We start from the raw sequence: 23359 nt of genomic DNA, 5'->3' as shown, positions 1-23359 counted from the left end.
TGATACATTATACTTCTTATCTGCTTACTGTACACGCTTTGCCAGTATAAACATTCTTCCGTCCTGTGTATAATTATTGCAGGTAGAAAGAGTCAGCAGCTGGTCTCCATAAGTACTGTCTATCTCTGTGCCATATACAGAAAGCTGTGCCACATTATTTAAATATTCCTGATATTCTTCTTCGGAATCTGCATTCAGAAAATTATAATACCGGAATACATTTTCATCTTGATACTGGACCTCCGATAATCCCACTTCAATGACTTCATAGACTCCTCTTTCATAAAGAGTATTAAATTCTATCGTCTTATGGGCATTGTAGAAATCTTCGTCCAGATATTTCTTTAATTCGCCAAACATCATTCCGCTTTTCATATTATGTCCGTAAATGATGATATTGGTATCCCTGTTTATGTAATCATTTCTGGCATCGATAAAAAGGGTGCCATTCAGGTCGTCATTTTTATCAAAATCATGTTTCAGATAATAATCCGGTTCTTCCTGTGAAGACTGCATGACCGGATAATCAATATCCGTATCCGGAATATGTAACCATCCGATTAATTCTGGATTTTCCGCATACAGGGAAACATAATCCTCTAACATAATCAGTGGCTGCTCTGTTGTCTCTCCTGTTTCAGTTGCATCTTCTGTGATTTCCGGATTCATCTGCTCCGTTCCTGTTATAAGGTGCTCTACTACATTATTCTGTTTCTTATTCTGTAAATCCTTAAGCCTGTTAGCAGCTTTATAATCCGCATATTCCGAAATCGCATAATATCCGATACAGGCTGTCGCAACAATGATGCATACGATGCCGACCACCTTCTGCCAGGTAAAATGAAATGGCAGCTTTGCTTCTGCTTCCGCTTCTTCCTTGGCAATTTTTTCTTCTATCATGTTCTGCGAACTATCCGCAACAATATCTGAAATGCACCAGAAGAACGATTTTCCGATTTCACTTTTAAAACGGATTTTCTTCGTGCGCATCATGGTATACAACCGGATTGCTACTTCCGGATCATAAATATCCAGTTCATCGGTAATATACTTGATTTTCTTTAAATCTTCCTGCGCCTGCCTGTATTCCCTTAAGGTTTCGAATTCATAATCGCCTATTTTATAAATCTTTTCATCCATAATTTATGATTCATCTGCCTTATCTTCTCATGGTCCAGGTAGTTTTATTATAGGTCATTTTGTCATCTTTCGCAAGATTTTTCCGCAAGATATACACAATATACCATTTCTCATTTTTATATCGTCTATATCTTGCGCTTTCTTTAGTCTAAATTGGATTTTTCCAGCAAATAACGGAACATCTGCTCCGCTGCTTCCTTATGTTCGGAGCCAAGGGCAATTCCAAGAATACATTCCTTTTCATAATAACCGTGTTCAACCGGCCAGCTTCCGGCTCCCAGACGGATGCCTGCTGCAAAAGTATCTCCGGTGTCCTTATCCTCTACATAGAAGATATAATCCTTTAACTGTTCCAGCTCGTCTTTGGAAAAGTACTGCGTCAAATCTGCTATGGCACCAGACTGGGCAAGATTTTCAAAAACCATTTCATCGGCACCCAAAACATCTACTCCACCGCCTGCAATCACTGTCTGCAGGGACTGATAGGAATAGAGATTACTGGTATCTGTGCTGGTTAAATCCACATAATATGCATCATTTACCACAACCTCCTGGGCTGCTGTATCATATCCATATTGCTCCATGAATTCTGAGAAATCCGGTTCTTCATCTGCCGGCATACTCTTTGCATTTACTAATACAATCTGGGAAACATCTTCCTTTGTGGTCATATAATGATGTACCGTCATACCAATCAAAATAATCACTGCAACTGCTGCCAGTATTACAAGTCTGTAATAGTCCCAGACAAATCCGATCCGCTGTTTCCAGGTCATTGTCTTTAAATCAGCTTTCTTTTCCATATTATCGCCTTTCTTCCTCTGCCGGAGCTATATTATCTCCTGTAGTGTCATTCTCTACGGTATCATTCTCTGCTGCATTACCCTCTGTCACATCTGTGTCACTCTCCGCATCAGCATCATTGCCTGTACCAAGAGGTGCCACAAAATCTGCATACGGTAATTCTTTATGTAAATTTTCCATATAATCATACCAGATTTCTCCCGGATAGCTGGCTCCTGTCAGTCCTGGAAGTTCTGCCGGAATATCATATCCAACCCAGACGCTGGTGGTGTAATACTTTGTATAGCCTACAAACCAGCCATCCTTATTGGAATTGGTGGTTCCTGTTTTCGCTGCACTGGCAGTCTCGGACAATGCCAGTCCCTTTGCTGTTCCTTGTGTCAGAACACCCTCTAATATATTGGTCATCCAACGGGCTGCATTGGTTTTATAAACCTGCTTTTCATCGACAATTTTCTGATAGATTGCATTTCCGTCTGCATCCTGTATCTCTACAATGCAGGTAGGCTCCCGGTATTTTCCATCATTTTCTATGGTGGCATAAGCCGCCGCCATTTCTACCGGAGAGACTCCATTGGTAAATCCACCCAGGGATGCCGCCGGTCTTTCATCCTCCGGGGACAGCTTTGCAAAATTCATCTCCTTCAGATAGGAAATTCCTGTAGTGGGAGTCATCTCTTCTAAAAGATTCCACGCCACTGTATTAATGGAATTTTCTACTGCATAACGCAAGGTTACGCTGCCAAGATACCTGCCACTGGCATTTTCCGGTCCATCCTCAATCGGTGCATCTTCCACCACAGTATCCGGGGTATAGCCCCGCTCCAGCGCCGGTGTGTATACAATCAACGGTTTGATGGCACTACCCGGCTGCCGGTAACTCTGATAGGCGCGGTTTAGCATATGCCCGTCATATTCCTGACTTCTGCCGCCTACGACTGCCTTTACAAAACCAGTCTCATTGTCAAGGCATACTGCCGCACTCTGCAATGTATAAATGCCCTCTTCATTGACATCGGTAAAATCCTGCAGCTTCTCATCCACTGCATTCTGAAGCTGCTCTTCCATATTTAAATCAATGGAAGTATAGATTCTATAGCCTCCTGTATAAAGAGACTGTTCGCAGGTTTTATACTGCTCCTGATAGGCTTCTTCATAGGTCTTTCGATCTTCCTCCGAAGAAAAATCTGTCCGGAATTCAAAACCCTGCTGCTCCATCAATGCCCGTGTTGCACAATAGCAGGCATAGGTCTCTACCGCATCATAACGCTTTGTTGGCTCTGCTGTGCTGAGTACAATCGTTTCCTGTCTGGCATCCTTATATTCCCTGCGGCTGATTTTGCCATCTTCATACATGTTTTTTAAAATGCGGTCACGTCTTCCTAACGTATTATCCGGATTCTTATAAGGATTATACATCGTCGGATTATTCGGTATCGCACAAAGATATGCCATCTGGGACAATGACAAAAATGAAACATCTGTATCAAAATATCCCCGGCTCGCCGCCTGAATGCCATAATATCCATTTCCAAAATAAATATTATTAAGATAAAACTCTAAGATTTCATCCTTGGTATATTTCTTTTCCAGCTCTGTGGCAATGAAAATTTCTTCCATTTTTCGCTGCCACGTTCTGTCATTATTTAGGAAAATGGTTCTTGCAAGCTGCTGCGTAATGGTACTTCCGCCCTGGGTTACTTCTCCATTACGCACCATCGCCCAGACTGCACGGATAATTGCCTTAAAATCAATTCCGCCATGACTGTAAAATTTTTTATCTTCTATACTGACCATGGCTTCTTTGACTTCTTCCGGTATCTCATCACTGGTCAGATAGCTTACATCCTTGGTGCCACGAAGTGACATGATTCTCGTTCCATTCACATCATAAACCTGGCTGGTCTGCTCCGCCCGGAATGTGTCCTTCGTCGACTCTTTTACAAACCGGACTGCCTCTTCATGCATGGCACTGACCTGACTGGCATACCCGCCAAAATAGTAATACGCCAGCCCGCCGATTACCAGAAGTATCAGAACTATCTGCAGCTTTACAAAAAGCCAGAAACCACGGTATTTCTTTTTCCTTTTTTTCTTCTCTTTATGGGACATGGGATTCCTCCATATTGCTCTATTTTACACTGTTCCATAAAAAGATACAAGGCTACTGTTCCATTTGTCTTCCTAAAAATCCCGCCGCTGTAATAGCAAGCTTGCTTTCGGTTTCTCCCATTTTTGCAGTTTCATTTTTCTCATATAAAACAACTGCTCCGATGGCATCTCCTTCACAGATAATCGTGCTGATTGCCTGGTCATGATAGTTCCCGGTATCATCTAAGGTAATTCGTACAAATTTGCTGTCTCCCTGCTGTGCAAGAATATTTTTCCGGTCTTCGATCAGTTCCTCTAACTGCCTGCTGATTGGTTTTCCTTCGAATTCCTTCTTTCCGTTTCCTGCAGCCGCAATCACATGGTCCCGGTCGGTAATACATACCAGATGCCCGGTGCTCTGTGCCAGGCTCTCTGCATACTGTCCGGCAAACTGGCTCAGTTCTCCAATCGGTGAATATTTCTTAAGAATAATCTCACCTTCCCGGTCTGTAAAAATTTCCAGCGGGTCACCTTCCCGGATTCGCAGTGTCCTGCGGATTTCCTTTGGCACTACAACTCTCCCCAAATCATCTATTCTACGTACAATTCCTGTTGCTTTCATTAAAAATTCCTCCTGTTTCCTACATACTTTCCATTTTTGTGCTGTATGGGTAGTATGTGGAAAACAGGAGGAATTATGCAAGCCTTCCTCGTATTTACATTTTTAAATCACTGGTGTTTTTATTAGCCAAAATCAATCTTTTTTCATTTTTGGCTGATAGCTGCAACCAAACAGTACTGGCAGTGCAAACAAAATTAACGGCTTCATGATTTTTCCTTCCGGTTTAAGATTGCAAATGCAACAACACAGATAATTGCGGAAAGCAGGGAGCCTGCTGCCGTTGCCAGTCCCATTGGGAATAAGGTATCCGGGAATAAAGTCGAAGTCAGATAAACGCCCGGAATTCTTACCAGTGTAATTGCAATAATATTATGTAAAAATGAGATGCCGGATTTGCCGCAGGCACAGAAATATCCGCTGAAGCTGAAATGAATTCCTGCGAACATGCAATCCCAGACATATCCCCTTAAGTATTGACCTCCCAGACGTACCACTTCCGCTCCCGATGCATCCGATGCATCTGTAAATAACGCCACCACCGGACTGGCGAAGAACTGCATGAAGATTCCTACGATAATTCCAAAGCCCACTGTAATCATCACAGCATAGCGCAGTGTTTCATTGGCACGCTGCCTCTTTCCCGCTCCGATATTCTGTGCACCAAGTGCAGATACTGTTGATAACATGGAGGACGGAATCAGGAACAGGAAGCTTATTATCTTTTCCACGATTCCCACAGCTGCTGCATCATTTAATCCACGCTGGTTCGCAATGATGGTGATAATCATAAATGCCACCTGAATGAAACCGTCCTGCAATGCAATGGGAATACCGATTTTTAAAATCTGTCCCATTACATTTCGGTTCGGTCTGAAATCTTTTCTGCTAAGAGAAAATTTCTCCCGCTGTCTTATAATCATAACGAGGGAAATCATTACACTGATGACCTGAGCGCAGGTAGTTCCAAGAGCTGCACCTGCCGGTCCAAGATGCAGGCCGCCGATAAATACATAATCCAAGACAATATTTGCCGCACATGCAATGGCAATAAAGTACATCGGACTCTTGCTGTCACCCATACCACGGAAAATTGCACTGATAATATTATATGCTGTAATAAAAGGAATCCCGATAAAGCAGATGGTAAGATAGGATATCGTTCCCATTATTGCTTCCTGCGGTGTAGACATTACTATTACAATTGGTTTTGTCAGCAAGAGCAGCACCGTCATCAGCACAAGGGCAACTCCCATAAATAGGATTACCGTGTTTCCAATTCCTTCTGCCACCCGTTTCTTATCTTTGCTTCCAATCGCCTGTCCGATGCTGACCGTTGTTCCCATGGCAAGTCCCACCAGCATAACTGTTATCATATGCATGACCTGTGAGCCAATGGATACCGCCGTAGTGCTGGCAACTCCTTCAAACTGCCCGATGATAAATAAATCTGCCATTCCATACAATGTCTGTAAAAAATAAGATAAAAGGTATGGTAGCGAAAATATAATTACATTTTTAAATACACTTCCTGTAGTAAGATTCCGTTCCACCATTTCATTCTGCTTCCTCTAAGCCAGCGCTGCGCCCAGATGACGGGTCAGCAAATCCACCAGCCATGCATGGTCTTCTGCTGACAGCTCGCTCTGCCTTACCAGAATCACCTGATTGGACAGATTTCTGATATAAATATAATTTTCATAGAATCCCCAGTCCTTATATGCAGTCCACAGATTCACACCCTCCGCTATTTCTGATTTTATGCTGATGCTTTCTTCACTGAAAATATACTTGCGGTGGCCACTTACCAGTGCCTTCTGTGCATTTGCATAAAATCTCTTAAGTCTTGCTTTCTGCTGTACCTTTTTGCCGCCGCATGCAAAATATAGAAAAGCTGCCCATAGAATCATAAAAAGTGAACCCATTTCTGCCCTGCCAAGCATAAAGCTTAACATTCCGGATGACAGACAGACTATGCACATAATCACAGAAGTAATCGTTACCACTTTTCTTCTCTTCCGGTATACATCCGATTGCAAAGTTATTTCCAACAGCGCGTCCCGCTCTTCTTTTCCAATTTCAATTTCATATTCTAACATCTCTGTTCCCCCATTTTCTTTTCGTCTATTTTTTATTTATTTTCTTTCCATTCATTTCTCATTTACTGCTTTTCCCAGATGACGGGTCAGTAAATCAATCAGCCATGTCCTTTCTTCTGCCGACAATTTATCCTGTTTTACAAGAACATTTTCATTCGACAGATTCCTGATGCAGATGTAATTTCCATAGATTTCCCAATCCTTATAAAGTGTCCATGCAGTATTTCCTTCTGAAACTTCTGATTTTAAAAGAATTCCATCTTCACTGAAAGTATACTTCCGATAACCGGATTTTAGTTCTTTATCCATTACTGTAACAGATTTCTTTAATACCGTCTTCTGCATCAGCTTGCTTCCTCCGCATATCATAAAAAGACTATATGCAGCCAGGAGTGAGCAAAGTACAACAAGCCTTGTATCGCTATTTGTTACTCTCCATATTATAATCAAAATACAAGCTACAATCAGAATTAAAAATTTTATTGCTTCCGCTTTTCTTTTCTTTCGATACTCCTTCGAATTCAAAGCGATTTCAAGCAGCGCATCCTGCTCTTCTTTTCCGATTTCAATTTCACATTCTAACATCCCTGTTCCCCCATTTCTTTTTTCTAAAAACATTGTAATGAACACTGCTTATTCTGTCAAACACTATCGGTTGTTATCTTTGCTGTTCTGCTTTTGCATGAAACTCTGACTCCTTTTGAAATTCCGGGAGCACTGCTGATACTAATCGGCACAATACCGACTTCTATAGAAAATGCCTCATAGACGCATAAAATGTCTATGAGGCATTATAACTTTACTCGGCAAATATCTGCTCAATTATTTTATCAAACTCTAATGTGTGATATCTTCTTTTTAATGAATCGAGATTGTAAAGTGCCTGACCATTTATCAGTCCATTACAAGTATCATTATCATCTCCTTTATTTTTTGCTACAGCTCCCGAAAATTCCAAATCATCTGTATCAGAAAGCCATAAGGATGTCAGAAATCCTTCACACTGAATTCCAGGCATTGTATATCCATACATTCTTTGTGGCATAGATAAACCGTGCTGCATTCCTAATGTTACAATTTTTCCCAATATAGCCAGTTTTTTATTCCCACTATACTCTGCAATTCGCATTAAATCTGGTACGAATTCTACAAATTCATCGTCCACATAGCTACATCCCGGAATAACATCACACCCTGCCCAGCCAGTTGTTCCAAAATCATTCTTTCCAAGAAGTGTATTTTCATCAAACGGAATATCCCAAAGATAAGTCCATGATGCAAGAATCTGTGCTGCTGATTTTGCGCCATACAAATATCGTTCTTTTTTGGTAGTTTCATATGCCAACAACAATGTCCGCATATTATACATTACTCCAACAGCATCTATCTTTACAGACTTTTTATGTGTTGTATCATTTAATCCTCCCAGATATAAAACATCTTCTACATAATGTTCCATAATAAAATCAGCAGCTTTACACAATGCACTTCTATATTTCTCATTACCGGTGTATTCATGTACTAATGCTAATACTTCTCCCGGAAAAATTGTTCCTGACCCCTGCTCTATCACATTACTTCCAAACCATTCTTCCGGATATGTCATTGGAGTACCTTCCATCGTATATGCCCGATACCAGGAGCCATCTGTATTCTGAATTTCAATCATTTTATCACAAAATGCAACCACTACATCCAGCCAATCTTTATGTAATGTTCCATTTTCCTTTTCCTCCAGAAAACAGAGCATTAAATAATACATAGCCTCCGTCATGGTCCGGCAATAATTTCCTTTTGTTCCTTTTAATTTTTCTGCAATTCCCATCATTGCACCTACGACCTGATTCCCCAGAAATTTTTCTAATTCTTTCCTGTTTTCCGAATACTGAAATGGCATTAATACGCCAGTCCACCAATAAACAAATTCTTCTTTTTCTACACTGTACATTGCATTCGGCAAACCACTTTCTGCAATACAGTGTTCCACAAAAAATTGTATTGTTTTTAATGCCCGTTCCCTATATTCTTCCTTTCCTGTTTCTTCTGCAGCCCGAAGCATTTCATAGCAAACCATAGTCTGATTTCCAGAAAATCCATATTCCAGTACATTCTGATTTCCATATTTTTCTCTTGGTGAGAAATGGCACACATAACCACAAGGATGATTTTTCTTTTCTGGAAAATCTCTAAAGCTATTGTGTAATAAGTCTCTTCTGTATGGTATTGTTTCTTCCAGACTAAATGGATGTCTGATATCATCATTAAGAATTCGTTCCATCTGAAATACGCTCGTCTTCCACGATGCTTCTGTCAGATTTTCAGCTTCTCCAAACTGCAGGATATATGAAACTTCCAATTCTTCTCCCTGTTTTATCTTTCGATATGCAGCCCACTCCGATCCATCTACATTTAAGCAAAATGAATTTCTCTCATAAAATGGATAATCACAACGTAACAAAAATTCTTCCATTCTATTTGCAGATGGTGCAATTCCCAGGGATCCAATATCTGTATTATGAACAAAATGCCTTTCTGCTATCTGTTTTCTGGTTATTGTAGTATCCACCTTTGGAATATCTGCCCGAATTAGTGAAATAAATTGCTTGTCATTTTTTGCAAATCCTGTCACTGACAAATTTGGATTTCTATCATCCTTATAATCCTGCTCAAAAGTTCCAAGATAATCATCCTGTCCATTCTGGTCTGTATCATTCTTATTATAAAAAGCACCCGGTATTACAAATTGATAATCGTCAAAATTTTTTGCATGTTTTGATTTACAATGGAATTCCGTAGATATCCGGATAGCAGTCTCTTTTTCTGCTGAAATACAGGCCACCTTTCTACTCAGTTTTATATTATTTGTATTTTGTTCCCACATATCAATAATATGAAATCTATTTTCTTTATTTACTTCTACGTCTGCTTCTGCAATATGAATGTTTTTTTCACTTCTTATAACATCATACTTTGCTTTCTTATTTCTTTCCTTTAAAATCTGAATCTGAACCGGCCACGGTACTTCTATTTTTATTCCGTCCCTTTCTATTAAAACTTCATTTTTTTCTAATCCTACCGGAAATTTAAGTTCCATCACATCATCCCTTCCTTTCCACTAATTCGATACAAATTTGATTTTTCCTACCTGCTATAAGCTTTTCTTCCAGTTCAGCCTGATGTAGCACAACAGAGGTACTATTTATCTGATTCTTCCATACTTCTCCATTTATGCTAAGTTCTCCCAACTGATATTCTCCATAATCCAAATATTTTCTGTTATAAAAAGAAACACATACTTCTTTTTCCGCAAATAATGTGTCTACTGTTAAAACTTCACCGGAATCATACTGCTCCTTTACTAGTTTTGGTTCAATTAATAAGTCTCCAAGCTTTCCCCTCACACCATATACCTGTGTCAGCATCAGAAAAATTGTCCAGCTTCCTGCACCAGTAACATAAGAATACATTCCCCTTCCTCTGCTACTGATATACTCCGGCACACCAGGATATATTTGTGCTATTTGTGTATTTGTAGAAAGTTCATAAATAGATTTTATAATCTGATAACCTTCCCTTACATACCCTCTGCTATATAACGCATAAGCATACATAGTTGTCATATGGCTAAACATGCCACCATTTTCTTTTTCTCCATAAATAAGTGCAAATCCTCTTCCAAAATTCCAGGTATTATCTCCCAATGGTAACGTCAGCCTGATTCCTCCGGTATTTTTATCCGGAAGATAATTATTTACAGCATGTATTGTTTTTTGAACCTGTTCATCCGTCGCCGCCCCTGACATAATAGAAAAGGTCTGGGCTGTCAATCCAAATCGCAATTTTCCATCTCCAAGAATTCCATCAACTGCATTTCCATTATTATTATAATAACCATTAAAAAAGCCTTCTTTTGATGATAATTCAATCCATTCATTTTCTCGGACCTGCTGTAATAATTGTTTTCCTTTCCAGCGCAACATATCTTTTAATTCTAAAACCGGTATTTTTTTCTTTTTTCCGCTTATTCCAAATCTTATGTGTTCATAATATTTCTTTAATACTTCCACTTCTTTTTGGGGTTCCTTTTCCTTTAATCCCTCAAGCAGTATTTCCATTTCTTCAAATACAGAAATCGTTTTTCGGTCTTCTTTCTCTATTTGAATCTCAAGTAAATCTGCTATATCACATATATTTTTTCCATAAAAAGCCGTAAATGGTATTGTTTCCCCTTTATCCGGAGCCATATCCAACTGATCATTCCAATCTCCATCTTCAAGCTTTATATTCCCGTGTTCTCCAATATTTAAGCTGCAAATTAAATTTTCTAAAAGTAAATGCTCTAATATTGTTCCGGTATAACATTCACCATCCTTTGTCTTTTGACTATTTCCATCTTCTTTTTTCCAATTTGTGTCAATCCTTTTCGCTCTTTCAATTTGTGCATCTTTCCAGTAAGACACTTCTTCATCTAAAATAGAAATATCTCCAGTTTGATTCATATATAACAACAATGTAAATAATGGCCAGACACCATGATCCATCCAAACTCTGGATATTTTGTTTCTGTCTGCCTGAAAATTGCCCTCACCGTCCAAAATAATAGTTGCATTACTTCCATCCAGTCTGACACCTTTCATGTTATGAACAAAAACACTTCGAACCCGCATTGGATTTTGTAATAATAATGTCAGATAATCCTGCCACAAATCTCTCCACCCGCGACCACCTCTTCCATAATCATGATATGGAAGAAATGAACAACCATATATTTTTCTTAAAACAGGCTGTATACTTACCCACCTTAACCAGCCATCAAACTTATCTGAATTGCCTTGAAATTTTATCTTGTCAGCTTCTCCATTCCAATGCTCTTCATTTTGTTTCCACGCAGCTTCAACCTTTTCTTTACTGTTATACTTTTCAAACTCCTTGTTAAAATTTTCTTTTTCAGTAATTCCAGCGCAGATAATATATTCTTTTTTTTCGCCTGGTGCTAACCGTACCTTTGCAAAACGCATTGCGCCAATGCATTCCATACCATCTTTCCGATATGTCATATCATGTTCTGGTATACTATTTTCTACTACTGTTCTAGGCCAGTCTAATGTTCCTCCCTTTCCAATAAACTCCTCTACTGTAGGGAACATTTCTACTGCTGCCTGCCCGCTTTCATCTGATCCATATACAAAATAACTTGTATCATTCGGTTCATGACCTCTTTCATCATGGTGTATCGTTGGCTTTACAACAATCCCGTTTTCTTCCAATGTTATCCTCTGCATCAGTGATGTTGCATGTCTATGATCTCTTAAATTATCTGCCGATCGTCCAAAAATAGGGAATGCCGCTGTTGGCACAAATTCCAGAATTTCTGACCCGTAATTTTCCAGAATAACCCTGTTAATTTCTACTACATCCTCATTTGCCGGACAAAACGTTGTAAAAATACAGTTTAATTTCAATTCAGGGATTGCATAATACAAGCTGTGATATAGCAAACCGCACTCTATTTTATTCCATTTTTCTTCATCTTTAAAGCAATGCTCCGCTCTCTGTCTTGCAGAATTTCCCACCACAGAAAATGCTCCCTGCTCTTTTGTATAAACCCAGAAATTTCTTCCAGAACGATTATTATGTAAGTCCTCTACTGAAACTGGCAGATACAAAAATTCATTTTGATTCTTTTTGGCATCTCCATTTAAGCAGGGTGTCACCGATGCTTTCATTCCAGCCTCATTGCATATAGGAAAATATAATTGATTTACTTCCCGGGCATTTTCACAAACAAAAGTCCCTTTTTTGTCAATAAAATTCCACTTAAATCCGTGTTCCATTCTTTACTCCTTTTTCTTAACCCTTAACCGCTCCTGCCGTTAATCCTCCTACAATATATCTTTGGAAAATTAGTGCTAATACCATTGGTACAACTGTAGCCAGCAATCCTGCAGTCATCATCATTCCATAATCAATTCCATACTTTGTTCCAAACTCTGATACCGCAACCGTTAATGTCTTCGAAGTTTTTGATGTAGTAAAAATTAATGCGTACAGAAATTCATCCCATGCCATAAGGAATGCAAGAACACCTACTGCAACATACCCCGGTAATGCTGTTGGCATAATAATTTTCCAAAACACCTGATTCCAACTACAACCATCTACCCGTCCTGCTTCTTCAAGTTCAAATGGAACCGATTTAAAATATCCGTTCAAGACCCAGATTACATAGGCAAGAACTGCATTTGTATTAATTAATATTAATGTTCCCAAATGATCCAGCAGCCCCATCCGGCTAATCATGATATAATACGGTATTACCAATGCAATTGGTGGTAGCAGCTGAAAAAACATTACTCCAAATAACATTGGTTTTTTCATTCGAAAGCGTAATCTTGCAAACGCATAGGATGCCACTGCACCTAATACAAGACTAATTACTGTTGTTGTACCCGCAACAATGCAACTGTTTTTTATTGCCATTCGGAATACTTCAACTTGTTTTGTTGGATTTTTATCCAACAATAACATTTTGTATCGTTCCCAGGTAATTGATGTAGGCAGTATTTTGTCACTACTTAACAATTCATTTTCTGATATGATACTGGATATAAACATCCAGATAATTGGCAATAGCGTCCAAAGAACCAATAATATCACTGCCAAATATAATAATATCCTTCCTATTCTTCTCTTTACCGTTCGATTCATATCTTAATCCTCCGTTTTTCCTGCTTTCAGGTAAAGAAGGCTCAATAACAATATAACAACTGCTATAATTACGCATATTGCCGAACCTTTACCATAATGTAAGTAATCAAAGATTTCATGATACGCATAAAAGCTTACTACCTGTGTACTGTCATTTGGTCCACCTGACGTCAACGAATATACAATATCAAAAACTCGAATCGTCTGAATTGTACGCAAAACAAGAACCACTATATACATTGGCCTTAATGCAGGAAAATACACTACTTTAAATCTCTGCCATGCATTTGCCCCGTCTATAATTGATGCCTCCTTTGCATCATTAGACACGGTCTGGAGTCCTGCAAGCAGCATAATGATAACAAGTGGAAGCATCTTCCATGTATCTGATAATATAATCATATTAATTGCAAGCTTACCACTTCCAAGCCAGACTATATTTTCATCTATCAAATGTAATTTTAATAATACTTTATTCAAAATTCCTGCGTTCGCATTAAAAATCCATTTCCACAAATTTGCATTTACAATCGTTGGCACTGCCCATGGAATCAGAATAATTCCACGCACAAAGCCTCTTCCCTTAAAATTTTGATTCAGCAATAATGCTGTAAGTGTTCCCAATATAATCTGAATTATCACTGATACAACTGAAAAATATAAAGTAATTTTTAAAGAATTCCAAAATGCATGGGTACTCATAACTTCTGCATAATTCTTTAATCCAACAAATTTCGTTGCAAGACTACCTGGATTTACATCATTTAAGCTGAACCACAATGTAAACAAAACAGGAAATAATCCTAATCCCATGATAATCAGCATGGCAGGAGTAATCATTCCATAAGCAGTTCTTGCTTGTGATATACTTGATTTATTCTTCCTCTTCATATTCTTACCCTCATATTAAAAATGGCAGGCAGTTTACCTACCTGCCATTCTCTATTTAATTCACAAAACTTTCTGATACTTCTTCTGCCTGATTTAGTGCATCCTCTATTGAAGTTGACCCTGACAGTGCTGCCGAAAATAATGGTTGTACTGTATTAGACCACTCACTATAATCAGCAAGCTGAGGTCTTGGATGTGCTGTTGCAAACTGCGGATAAAACTTAGCCAGCTCTTCATGTTCAGTCACCAGATTCTCATCTTTATATAATGCATCAATTGTCGGCAGTACATTATAATTCTCATATGCATATTTCTGAATATCCTCACTAGTAAATAACTCAATATATTTATATGCATACTCCGGATATTTTGAGGTAGATAATACTCCGAAGCCACCGCCACCAGTTACTGAAGCACTTTCTGCTTTATCAGTTCCAGGCATTAAACATACATCTACATTTCCTGCAACAGTAGAATTTTCTGGATTATTTGCATATCCATACACATAAGCCCAATTCATAACAAATGCTGTATCTCCTGCCATGAATGGATCCAGGCAATCTCTGTCCGTGTAGGTAATTGATGCTGGATCTGCCCATCCATCCTGCATCGAATCATACATAAACTGTACTGCATTATTTGCACTTTCACTGTTGATGTCAAATGAGCCATCTTCTTTCTGCCATGTTCCGCCAAAACTGTAAATCATGGTTGTCAAATCACAAATCAAACCTTCTGCCTGGGATGCTCCCCACGCAATACCATACTTGCAAATGCCTTTATCCATCATATCCTGAGACATTTCTTTTAATTCATCCCATGTTTTTGGTGGCTCCTCATATCCAGCATCCGCTAACATCTGCTTATTATAAAACATCCATTTTCCACCATTTGCAAACGGAATTGCTTCTGTTTTTCCATTATAAATCATCTGATTTAACGAACTCTCAATCAAACTGTTTTTTACATCTTCATCCATATATTCACTCAAGTCTATGGTTACTCCCTTACTTTCAAATTCTGCAACCCATGGAATATCTACATAGCATACATCCGCATTGCCTCCACCGGTCCATGTTGTAGTAATTTTTTCGTGTGTACTATCATAGGACTGACAAATCAGATTTACTTTTACACCATACATTTCTTCGTACTTCTTTCCAGCATACTCATAAAGTCCTTCTTCGTCGGTTGTACAAATAACGCTAATGCTTTCCGGTTTATCTCCGGCTTCTGTTCCTGCTACTTTGTTATTTTCTGTTTCAGAGTTACCACAAGCTGTAATTGATACTGCCATTGTCATACACAAAAGTACTGCAACTAATCTCTTCATTCTTTTTCCTCCTTTTACACTAATACTTTTTTGTTCTTCTCCCCTGGCGCCTTTTACTTTATTCTCCTTGCTTTTTGTAGTTTAAATATAACGATTTTATATTCATGATTCAATTTCATTCTTGCTTTATTTTTGCACTATTTTGCGTGAGACATTTTTAATTAAAAAAAGACGAAATATACTAATCACATTTTGTATATTTCGTCTCCTTTATATACTACTATATTTTAAATTCTGGAATGATGATAACCCTCACAGTTTATTTCTTCATTTCCACTTATTTTACGGTATCTGCTTGGTCCCATAGAATATACTTCCTTAAACTTCCGGTTAAAATAGCTCAATCCTGAGAAACCAGATTCATATGCCACTTCACTGATGGGGAGTTTTGTGGAAAGCAATAATTTTTCTGCAGATTTTAATCGGATATGATTTAAATACTCTACAAATGTATAATCTGTTGCCTGTTTAAACACTCTGCAAAATGTATACATACTCATGCAACACAATTCTGCTACATTTTGTAACTCTATATGATTTTGATAATTTTCTTCTATGTAAGACAACGCAGGTCTGATTTTTTCCAAGGCTATCATAACTTCTGTCGCAGGTCTTCTGGCACAAATATAATCATTTCGCATAAAGTATACCATTAGTTCCATAATATACGCAGGTATCCGAATCTCATAACCCAAAATCTTCTTTTTATATTCTCCCTCTATTTTCCACATAATGGATTCTACTTTTTTACTTCTCAAATTAAAATGTCCAACTTTTCGAAATGGATCTAATAATATACTTGGAATGTGTTGATATTCCTTTGCCACAGAAAAATAGGGTAAAACAGGTTCCATTTGAAACTGTAACAACAATATTTTATGTCGCTTTGTAATTTTTTCCGTTTCATGTGGTTCTTCCCCAGAAATGACCGTGATGTCGCCTGGTCTTGAAATAATCTTCTCCCCACCAAATCTTACATATGCTTCACCCTCTAACTGGCACAAAATTTCCCATGAATGATGCCAGTGCATCGCACACCCCGCTAAAGTATAAATTCCTGCTGAGAACGGTAATTTTGCCTCTTCAATATAAAAAAGCTCCGAAGAGTGAAACTTATTTGCAGTTGATATGGGTTCTTTGATTTTTATAATTTCTTTCTTGTCTTCCATTTTTCTCCTGTTAATCTCTCCCATCCAAGCTATAATTTTTTTGTCAAATCCACCAATTTTTCTACTCTGTAATCTGCCTGCTGCTCTAACTCTCTTAATTTTTCGTTGGTTATGGCATCTTCCGGATGATACCAACAGGTTTTAAGTCCTGCAGCATGCCCTCCTGCAATATCTGCTGTCAGGGAATCACCTATCATCAGGCATTCTTCCGGTTCAATTCCAGGCAATTCTTCCATACATTTTTCAAAAAAACGAAGGCTCGGTTTCTCTACGCCAACCTTTTCCGAAACAAAGCAATGTGTAAAATATTTACGCATGCCGCCTCGTTCCAGGCGGTTTAGCTGCTGCTCATACGGTCCGTTGCTTGCTGCACAGAATATGTATTTTCCTGCTAAAGCTTCCAATGTTTCCAATGCACCGCTCACCGGCACTGCACTATTATGAAGGTAGCTTCGGAACACATGCTCCATTGCCACACCATCGGCTTTTAATCCCAGCCGTTTTAATATAATCTGCCAGCGGACATAGGGAAGGTCTTCCCTTGATAATTCACCCTTTTCGATTTTGTCCCAGATAATATGATTTTCTTCCTGAAAAACATTAAACATTTCCGGTTTAAACTCCAGCCCCAAATCTGCAAATGCCTGTTTCATGGAATCTTCTGCTCCCGCATCAAAATCAAGCAGTGTATTATCAATATCCCAAAAAAGGACTTTTATATTCTGGATTTTATTCATCCTTTATTTCCTCATCATCCTAAGGTTTTATGCTATGCAAAATGCAATACATCTATCAACAGCAGCCAGACTAATCCATAATAGGTTACTACTGCTACCAGGTCATTAATTGTGGTAATCAATGGACCGGATGCCACTGCCGGATCAATCTTAATCTTATGAAAAAGCATTGGAATCAAGGTTCCCACAAGGCTTGATATTACCATTGCTATCATCAGTGCAAGGCCCACGCATCCTGAAATAATAAATGCATGACTCACCGGATTATTCTTTAACAACCAGACATATAATCCGATAAAGGAAAATGCCAGTATCCCCAGAAAAAGCCCGTTCATAAACCCAACACGCATTTCTTTTCCTACCAGATGACGCTTCTGTTTTGATGTAAGATTTTCATCTACCAGTACACGAATGGTTACAGCCAGCGACTGTGTTCCTACATTTCCTGCCATGTCAAGTATCAGCGACTGGAAACACATGACAATTGGAATTACGGCTACAACGGTCTCAAAAATCCCCACTACGGAAGATACGCCCATGCCAAGTACCAGTAAGATAATCAGCCATGGCAGACGTTTCTTCATACTCTCTACCAGCGTTTCCTGTAAATCTTCTTCGGCGGTCAGACCTGCTAACTTTGCGTAGTCATCACCCATCTCATCATCCACAACTTCTACGATATCCTGAGATGTGATAACACCTAAGATTTCATCATTTTCATCCAGTACCGGAATGGAGTCCTCTGCATAGTCCTTCATTCGCTCGATACATTCACTGATCTGTTCATGATCCCGCAAATACGGATAGGATGTACTGATGATATCTTCCAGTGCATTATTTTCACGGGCAATGATTAAGTCCTTTAAATCGATGGCTCCATAGAATTTACCTGCTTCATCAGTAACATAAACTGTCAAAATGTTATCATTTTCTCCCGCCTGACGAATCAGCTCCCGCATAGCCTGCCGGATGGTAAGATCATTCTTAATCACAATGAAGTTCGTAGTCATCTTACTACCGACTTCATCATCCTCATAGGACTGAATCATCTTAATGTCATGACTGGATTCCTCGTCCAGCAACTCTACCAGCTGTGCCTGCTTGGAATCATCCAGTTCGTCTAAGACATCTACCGCATCATCGGAGTCCATGTAGGAAATAACCCGTGCCGCTTTATCCAGATCCAATTCATTCAGATATAGATCCGGGTCATCAATATAAGTAAAGATTTCCGCAACCTGTTCCGCTCCCAGGATTGGGTATAATCTCTTTCGTTCTTCTTCATCCAGACGCACAAATGCATCCGCAATATCATTTTCATGATAATCGGATAATTTATCCCGCAGTTCCTCATTGCTCTTCGTACTACGGATTATCTCTATTAACTCTTCTACATAATTCTGCTCTTTTAATTTCTCGTCCACTGCTTCTGCCTCCTTACATCATTTTCCTGCAGTAGCAGCACAGATGATACCCTCACAATTACAGGAAACACACAGCGCATTTCCAGCGTAAAAAGAGCAATTGTCCTGTATGGATTCTTACCTGAAATCCATGGCCAATTGCGCCAAAATCATCTTCTGTCTGCTACCGCAGATACTACTTCGCCCAGTACTGTCGCAACTGTCCATGCATTTCACCTCCTGATTCATTCTCTTTTTCCATTCTAATCCTCGGAATGAATCAAGTCAAGATTTGCTTTGTCTGATATTTGTATAATCTTTGTAAAATATATATTTTTTATTCTATTTCTTCCATAAATATTCCAGGCAATTGTGAATGAGGGATTGAGAAGAGTTGCCACAATAATATTACGTTGATTCGCAGTGGATTTTCTTTCGCTACGAAATACCACAGTTCTAAAATGCGGGGTTTTCTTTTGGTTATAAAAACAGTCTTTCCAATGTTTGTCAGAATCGCTGTACGGTTCGCCGAAGTACAGATGCCTGATAAGGGCTGTTAGGGGCACTTGGAATTTCGTCTGGCAACGGGCAACGCTGGTACAGGGATGTACCAGCGAGGTGCAATTGAACATGGATGTGAATTTGTGCCGGTTGCCAGATGAAATTATAATTATATCGAAATTCCCAGTGCCCCTTGCAGGCTTTATGTGGCATCTGCTCTCGACGGACAGTGCAGCGATTCTGACAAAGCAAGCGGAAAGACAGTTTACAAGCAAGAAAAACCCGCATTCTAAGAACTGTTGGCATTTCATATCGGATAAAGATAATCCTCTGTGAATCAACGTAATATTTTCCGTGCAAAATCTATCTCTCTTTCGCAATTGCCTGCTATATTTATCGAATATTTGTATAGTCTAAGAAAAAGCACATACAGCTTGCCCGTTCACTTCCTTCATTCCGGTAAATGTGCGGCTGGTCTGTTTCAAATTTGTAGACCTGGCTCTTTTCCACCTTCTGGCTGTGGTCATGGCATTCTATGGTCAGCGTGCCGTCGATTACCGTAATATATTCTCTCGTCCGCTCGCCGTGGCTTCCACTGGTGTATACACCGCCCGGCTCTACGTCAATCCGGTAGATTTCTACGGACTGGGAGTCCTCAAATGGAAAGCAGGTAAAGACCTTATACTGTCCCTCCAGTTCCTTGGTTGGAATCATTTCTTCCGGCTTCACCAGACAGAAATCCACACGGGGAGCTTCAATTAAAGTCTGAAATTCAATCCGCAGTCCGCTTGTAATCTTTCCAAGCACACCCAATGATGGATTTGCCGTTCCCTTTTCAATCTGTGCCAGCATACTCTTACTTACACCGGTCTGCTCTGCCACCTGATCAAGACTCATCCCCTTGGACTGACGCAGTCTCTTTAAATTTTCCGATACATTGTGTGACAGGTAATCCATACATTTTCCTCGCTTTCCATTTGAAACTTCCACTTCAAATTTTTTACATCAAACTTTTCGCATCAAATTTTTATGATATTAACCGATGTTTTTGATAAAGATATCTGTTTTACAGTGCCTTGCGGTATAACATTTCTATATCACACTGACGGGATGACCGTGGGTTCACTGCAATATTGCCGCTCTTCATGGCATCTGCTGCCATTGCTTCTATTTTCTCTTCGATGGTCTCCCGGCTGATGCTTCCTGTTTTGCCTGCCTGATTGATGGCTTCCGTAAGATTTGCCGGAATTCCGATGGCTTTGCATAAGGAACGGATGGCATCCACTAACATCATCGGTTCAAATTCATCTTCATAGGCCGGAATTTCACTGATGTAGTTATAAATTTTATAATACCTTCCATGGTCAGCTAAGGCATTATACTCCGCTACTACCGGAAGCAATACTGCATTGGCAACTCCGTGTGGCACATCAAAAAATGCACTGACTGGATGGCTCATGGCATGTACATTTCCAAGTCTTGCAAAAGAAAATGCAATTCCAGCAAACAGTGAGCCTACCATCATTGCCTCTGCCGCCTCCACATCGGTGCGGTTTGCCACAAATCTCCGGATATTTTCTCCGATGAGCTCCATTGCTTTTTCTGCCATGGCATCGGAAAATGGAGAAGCCGCAGTTGAAATATACGCCTCTTCTGCATGGATAAATGCATCAATTCCGCAGGCTGCCGCCACACTGGCTGGTGCCGTTGTAATCAGGTCTGCGTCCAGAATAGCATATGCCGGCAGCAGTTCATAAGAAAATACCGTCAGTTTATAGTCTCTGCTGTGGTCAGTAATTACAGAAAATGCTGTTACCTCAGAACCGGTTCCTGCTGTAGTCGGCAGTGCCACCAATGGAATAATTTTGCCCGGCACTTTATGTGCCCCTTCATATTCGGTAATGCTTCCACCGTATTTTGCTACTACACCGACTGCCTTTGCTACATCCATCGGAGAACCGCCGCCAAAAGCTACGATAAAGTCTGCCCCGGAAGCCTGAAATGCTTCTGTCGCTGCTTCCACGGTTGTAACGGAAGGATTTCCTTCGATATCCGTAAAGTCATCCACCAAAATTCCTTCGGCTCTTAAAGATTCTGCAGCTTTCTCCACCAGTCCCATCTTCTTAAGATGCGGTCCGGATATGATAAACGCATGCTTTCCACCCATTTTTTTTGCAACTTCCGGAAGTTTTGCCATAGAGCCTCTTCCTACGATAATATTCTGTGGTACTGAAAAATTAAATTCGTTCATAGCTTTTCCTCTCATTTTCTGTCGGTATTTTCAGAACTTACTACTCGACTTTTCTATATTCTGCTTTCTTCACTCTATACATTCCATTATCCTGCCAGCCGCGCCAATACACGGTCGATTGCCACATCGATTACCTGATCCAGCTCCACATCATCTGCCTCCGGCATCAATGTTGCTGCATCTTCATCTGAAATAAGCTGTACCAGACTGCCAAAGGACTCTTTGTATTTCTTTTTACAGATTACAAAGAATACAACTCCAAGCAAGCTCCAGGCTCCAACCATCAACCACTCCGGAAGAATCAGGCTGCCGCCGGTTCCCGGAATGCAGTACATGCATACCATAAATCCTGACATTAAAACTGCCATTACACCCACAAATTTATAACCAGTCACTTTATACGGACGAGGCATATCCGGTTCTTTCTTTCTTAAAATCAGAAATGAAATGGATACCATACAATAGGCAAGACAGCATCCAAAGTTACCTGCATCACAAATCCATACCATCATGACACGTCCCGCAAACGGTGCTAACATCGTAAGAATTCCCATCAGGATTAATGCATTTAACGGGGTCTTATGCTTTGGATGAAGTTTTGCAAAAGTTCTTGGAATCATATAGGATTCTGCCATGGAATATAAAGCACGGGAACCACCAATCATAAAGGAGTTCCAGGAAGTAATGATTCCGCACATTCCACCAACAATAATTACTTTTGCCATAACCGATGTTTTGAACGCTACTGCCATGGCATCTGCGGTTACAAGACCGGTTCCTGTCTGTGATGCTGCAATGGCATCCGGCTTTAATACCAGACCTACTGCAATGATAACCAGTGAGTAAAACAGCACTGCCAGTACAACAGATAATATCAGCATTTTTCCAATTTTCTTCGGTGGAACATTGATTTCCTCTGCTGCCTGCGGGATAACATCAAATCCGATAAAATAAAATGGAGATAACACCGCAACACTGAGTACTGCCTTGATTCCACCTCCGGTTGATGTGCCGGCAAACATCTGTCCGTTAAGATTATCTACACTTCCGTTGATGACGGATGCAACAATCAACAAAATCCCTGCTCCACCAATGATAATAGTAAGAATGGTCTGTAAAATAGCTGCTGTTTTGGCTCCAAAAATGTTTATTATCATAATTAAAAATGCAACGATAATTGCTACAATCAGCCAGGAAGCATAGATATCAAACCCAGCTACCGTATAAAGATATCCCTTTAAAAATCCCGGCCAGAGATAGGTCAGAATCGTTGGAAATGCACATGCTTCAAAGCAGGTAACTCCGACATATCCCAGGACGATTGCCCATGTACAGATAAAGGAACCATTTGAGCCCATTGCCCGGTAACTGAACACATGCTCACCACCACACTGTGGCATGGCTGCTGTAAGTTCTGCATAAGTCAATCCCACAAAGAATATCATGATTCCACCAAGAACAAATCCGATAGCTGCTCCAAGAACTCCGCCTTTCTGAATCCAGCCACCGGAGGATACGACCCAGCCCCATCCAATCATGGCACCAAATGCAATGACAAGAATATCCCAGGCATTAAATACTTTATTGAATTCTGTTTTCTTCTGTTCCATATT

At 39.7% G+C, this 23359-nt stretch carries 18 protein-coding genes; all 18 read right to left on the bottom strand.

Going from position 1 to position 23359, the window contains the following annotated elements; translation table 11 throughout:
- Window positions 1-24: 24 nt before the first annotated feature.
- Window positions 25-1140, bottom strand: coding sequence for a class B sortase (srtB, locus tag DXB39_RS06900; RefSeq protein ID WP_117841422.1), 1116 nt, complete (start codon window positions 1138-1140; stop codon window positions 25-27).
- Between the two features lie 143 nt (window positions 1141-1283).
- Window positions 1284-1943: a hypothetical protein gene (locus DXB39_RS06895; protein WP_117841423.1), complete on the bottom strand. Its 660-nt coding sequence runs from the start codon at window positions 1941-1943 to the stop codon at window positions 1284-1286.
- Between the two features lies 1 nt (window position 1944).
- Window positions 1945-4056: a transglycosylase domain-containing protein gene (locus DXB39_RS06890; RefSeq protein ID WP_117841424.1), complete on the bottom strand. Its 2112-nt coding sequence runs from the start codon at window positions 4054-4056 to the stop codon at window positions 1945-1947.
- Window positions 4057-4108: 52 nt separating this feature from the next.
- Window positions 4109-4657 (bottom strand): stage V sporulation protein T, encoded by a 549-nt coding sequence (spoVT, locus tag DXB39_RS06885; RefSeq protein WP_022243657.1) that lies wholly within the window; start codon window positions 4655-4657, stop codon window positions 4109-4111.
- A 203-nt stretch (window positions 4658-4860) separates the two neighbouring features.
- On the bottom strand, window positions 4861-6210 hold the full coding sequence (locus tag DXB39_RS06880; RefSeq protein ID WP_330416495.1) for an MATE family efflux transporter: 1350 nt from the start codon (window positions 6208-6210) through the stop codon (window positions 4861-4863).
- Window positions 6211-6225: 15 nt separating this feature from the next.
- Window positions 6226-6753: a hypothetical protein gene (locus DXB39_RS06875; protein ID WP_117841425.1), complete on the bottom strand. Its 528-nt coding sequence runs from the start codon at window positions 6751-6753 to the stop codon at window positions 6226-6228.
- A gap of 51 nt (window positions 6754-6804) precedes the next feature.
- Window positions 6805-7338 (bottom strand): hypothetical protein, encoded by a 534-nt coding sequence (locus tag DXB39_RS06870; RefSeq protein ID WP_147339146.1) that lies wholly within the window; start codon window positions 7336-7338, stop codon window positions 6805-6807.
- A gap of 214 nt (window positions 7339-7552) precedes the next feature.
- Entirely contained in the window at window positions 7553-9847 is a 2295-nt protein-coding gene (locus DXB39_RS06865) for a hypothetical protein (protein WP_147337958.1), read from the bottom strand.
- A 4-nt stretch (window positions 9848-9851) separates the two neighbouring features.
- Window positions 9852-12587 carry a GH36-type glycosyl hydrolase domain-containing protein gene (locus DXB39_RS06860; RefSeq protein WP_117841428.1) on the bottom strand — a complete coding sequence of 912 codons (2736 nt, stop codon included), beginning with the start codon at window positions 12585-12587 and terminating at the stop codon, window positions 9852-9854.
- A 16-nt stretch (window positions 12588-12603) separates the two neighbouring features.
- A complete protein-coding gene (locus tag DXB39_RS06855) occupies window positions 12604-13461 on the bottom strand; it encodes a carbohydrate ABC transporter permease (protein ID WP_117841429.1) in 858 nt (285 codons plus the stop codon).
- Window positions 13462-13464: 3 nt separating this feature from the next.
- Window positions 13465-14352, bottom strand: coding sequence for a carbohydrate ABC transporter permease (locus DXB39_RS06850; RefSeq protein WP_117841430.1), 888 nt, complete (start codon window positions 14350-14352; stop codon window positions 13465-13467).
- Between the two features lie 55 nt (window positions 14353-14407).
- A complete protein-coding gene (locus DXB39_RS06845) occupies window positions 14408-15685 on the bottom strand; it encodes an ABC transporter substrate-binding protein (protein ID WP_117841431.1) in 1278 nt (425 codons plus the stop codon).
- A gap of 227 nt (window positions 15686-15912) precedes the next feature.
- On the bottom strand, window positions 15913-16854 hold the full coding sequence (locus tag DXB39_RS06840) for a helix-turn-helix domain-containing protein (RefSeq protein WP_158565797.1): 942 nt from the start codon (window positions 16852-16854) through the stop codon (window positions 15913-15915).
- Window positions 16855-16883: 29 nt separating this feature from the next.
- Window positions 16884-17591: a YjjG family noncanonical pyrimidine nucleotidase gene (locus DXB39_RS06835; protein WP_022243669.1), complete on the bottom strand. Its 708-nt coding sequence runs from the start codon at window positions 17589-17591 to the stop codon at window positions 16884-16886.
- A gap of 32 nt (window positions 17592-17623) precedes the next feature.
- Entirely contained in the window at window positions 17624-19015 is a 1392-nt protein-coding gene (gene mgtE / locus DXB39_RS06830; RefSeq protein WP_117841433.1) for a magnesium transporter, read from the bottom strand.
- A gap of 873 nt (window positions 19016-19888) precedes the next feature.
- Window positions 19889-20452, bottom strand: coding sequence for a helix-turn-helix domain-containing protein (locus tag DXB39_RS06820; protein WP_117841435.1), 564 nt, complete (start codon window positions 20450-20452; stop codon window positions 19889-19891).
- 109 nt (window positions 20453-20561) lie between these two features.
- Entirely contained in the window at window positions 20562-21746 is a 1185-nt protein-coding gene (locus tag DXB39_RS06815) for an iron-containing alcohol dehydrogenase (RefSeq protein ID WP_117841436.1), read from the bottom strand.
- A gap of 86 nt (window positions 21747-21832) precedes the next feature.
- The gene (locus DXB39_RS06810) at window positions 21833-23356 is read right to left on the bottom strand and encodes an APC family permease (RefSeq protein ID WP_117841437.1); all 1524 of its coding nucleotides are present in this window, start codon (window positions 23354-23356) and stop codon (window positions 21833-21835) included.
- Window positions 23357-23359: the final 3 nt, after the last annotated feature.

This window comes from Roseburia sp. OM03-7AC, assembly GCF_003462625.1.
Lineage (GTDB): Bacteria > Bacillota > Clostridia > Lachnospirales > Lachnospiraceae > Roseburia_C > Roseburia_C amylophila.
This window is presented reverse-complemented; position numbering and strand designations above follow the sequence as displayed.

Coding starts and splice junctions, on each gene's coding strand:
- DXB39_RS06865 (WP_147337958.1), bottom strand. CDS start 9,847: ATGGAACTTAAATTTCCGGTAGGATTAGAAAAAAATGAAGTTTTAATA.
- DXB39_RS06820 (WP_117841435.1), bottom strand. CDS start 20,452: ATGGATTACCTGTCACACAATGTATCGGAAAATTTAAAGAGACTGCGT.
- DXB39_RS06880 (WP_330416495.1), bottom strand. CDS start 6,210: ATGGTGGAACGGAATCTTACTACAGGAAGTGTATTTAAAAATGTAATT.
- DXB39_RS06855 (WP_117841429.1), bottom strand. CDS start 13,461: ATGAATCGAACGGTAAAGAGAAGAATAGGAAGGATATTATTATATTTG.
- DXB39_RS06875 (WP_117841425.1), bottom strand. CDS start 6,753: ATGTTAGAATATGAAATTGAAATTGGAAAAGAAGAGCGGGACGCGCTG.
- DXB39_RS06850 (WP_117841430.1), bottom strand. CDS start 14,352: ATGAAGAGGAAGAATAAATCAAGTATATCACAAGCAAGAACTGCTTAT.
- srtB (WP_117841422.1), bottom strand. CDS start 1,140: ATGGATGAAAAGATTTATAAAATAGGCGATTATGAATTCGAAACCTTA.
- DXB39_RS06810 (WP_117841437.1), bottom strand. CDS start 23,356: ATGGAACAGAAGAAAACAGAATTCAATAAAGTATTTAATGCCTGGGAT.
- DXB39_RS06870 (WP_147339146.1), bottom strand. CDS start 7,338: ATGTTAGAATGTGAAATTGAAATCGGAAAAGAAGAGCAGGATGCGCTG.
- DXB39_RS06845 (WP_117841431.1), bottom strand. CDS start 15,685: ATGAAGAGATTAGTTGCAGTACTTTTGTGTATGACAATGGCAGTATCA.
- DXB39_RS06835 (WP_022243669.1), bottom strand. CDS start 17,591: ATGAATAAAATCCAGAATATAAAAGTCCTTTTTTGGGATATTGATAAT.
- DXB39_RS06860 (WP_117841428.1), bottom strand. CDS start 12,587: ATGGAACACGGATTTAAGTGGAATTTTATTGACAAAAAAGGGACTTTT.
- DXB39_RS06840 (WP_158565797.1), bottom strand. CDS start 16,854: ATGGAAGACAAGAAAGAAATTATAAAAATCAAAGAACCCATATCAACT.
- DXB39_RS06890 (WP_117841424.1), bottom strand. CDS start 4,056: ATGTCCCATAAAGAGAAGAAAAAAAGGAAAAAGAAATACCGTGGTTTC.
- DXB39_RS06815 (WP_117841436.1), bottom strand. CDS start 21,746: ATGAACGAATTTAATTTTTCAGTACCACAGAATATTATCGTAGGAAGA.
- spoVT (WP_022243657.1), bottom strand. CDS start 4,657: ATGAAAGCAACAGGAATTGTACGTAGAATAGATGATTTGGGGAGAGTT.
- DXB39_RS06895 (WP_117841423.1), bottom strand. CDS start 1,943: ATGGAAAAGAAAGCTGATTTAAAGACAATGACCTGGAAACAGCGGATC.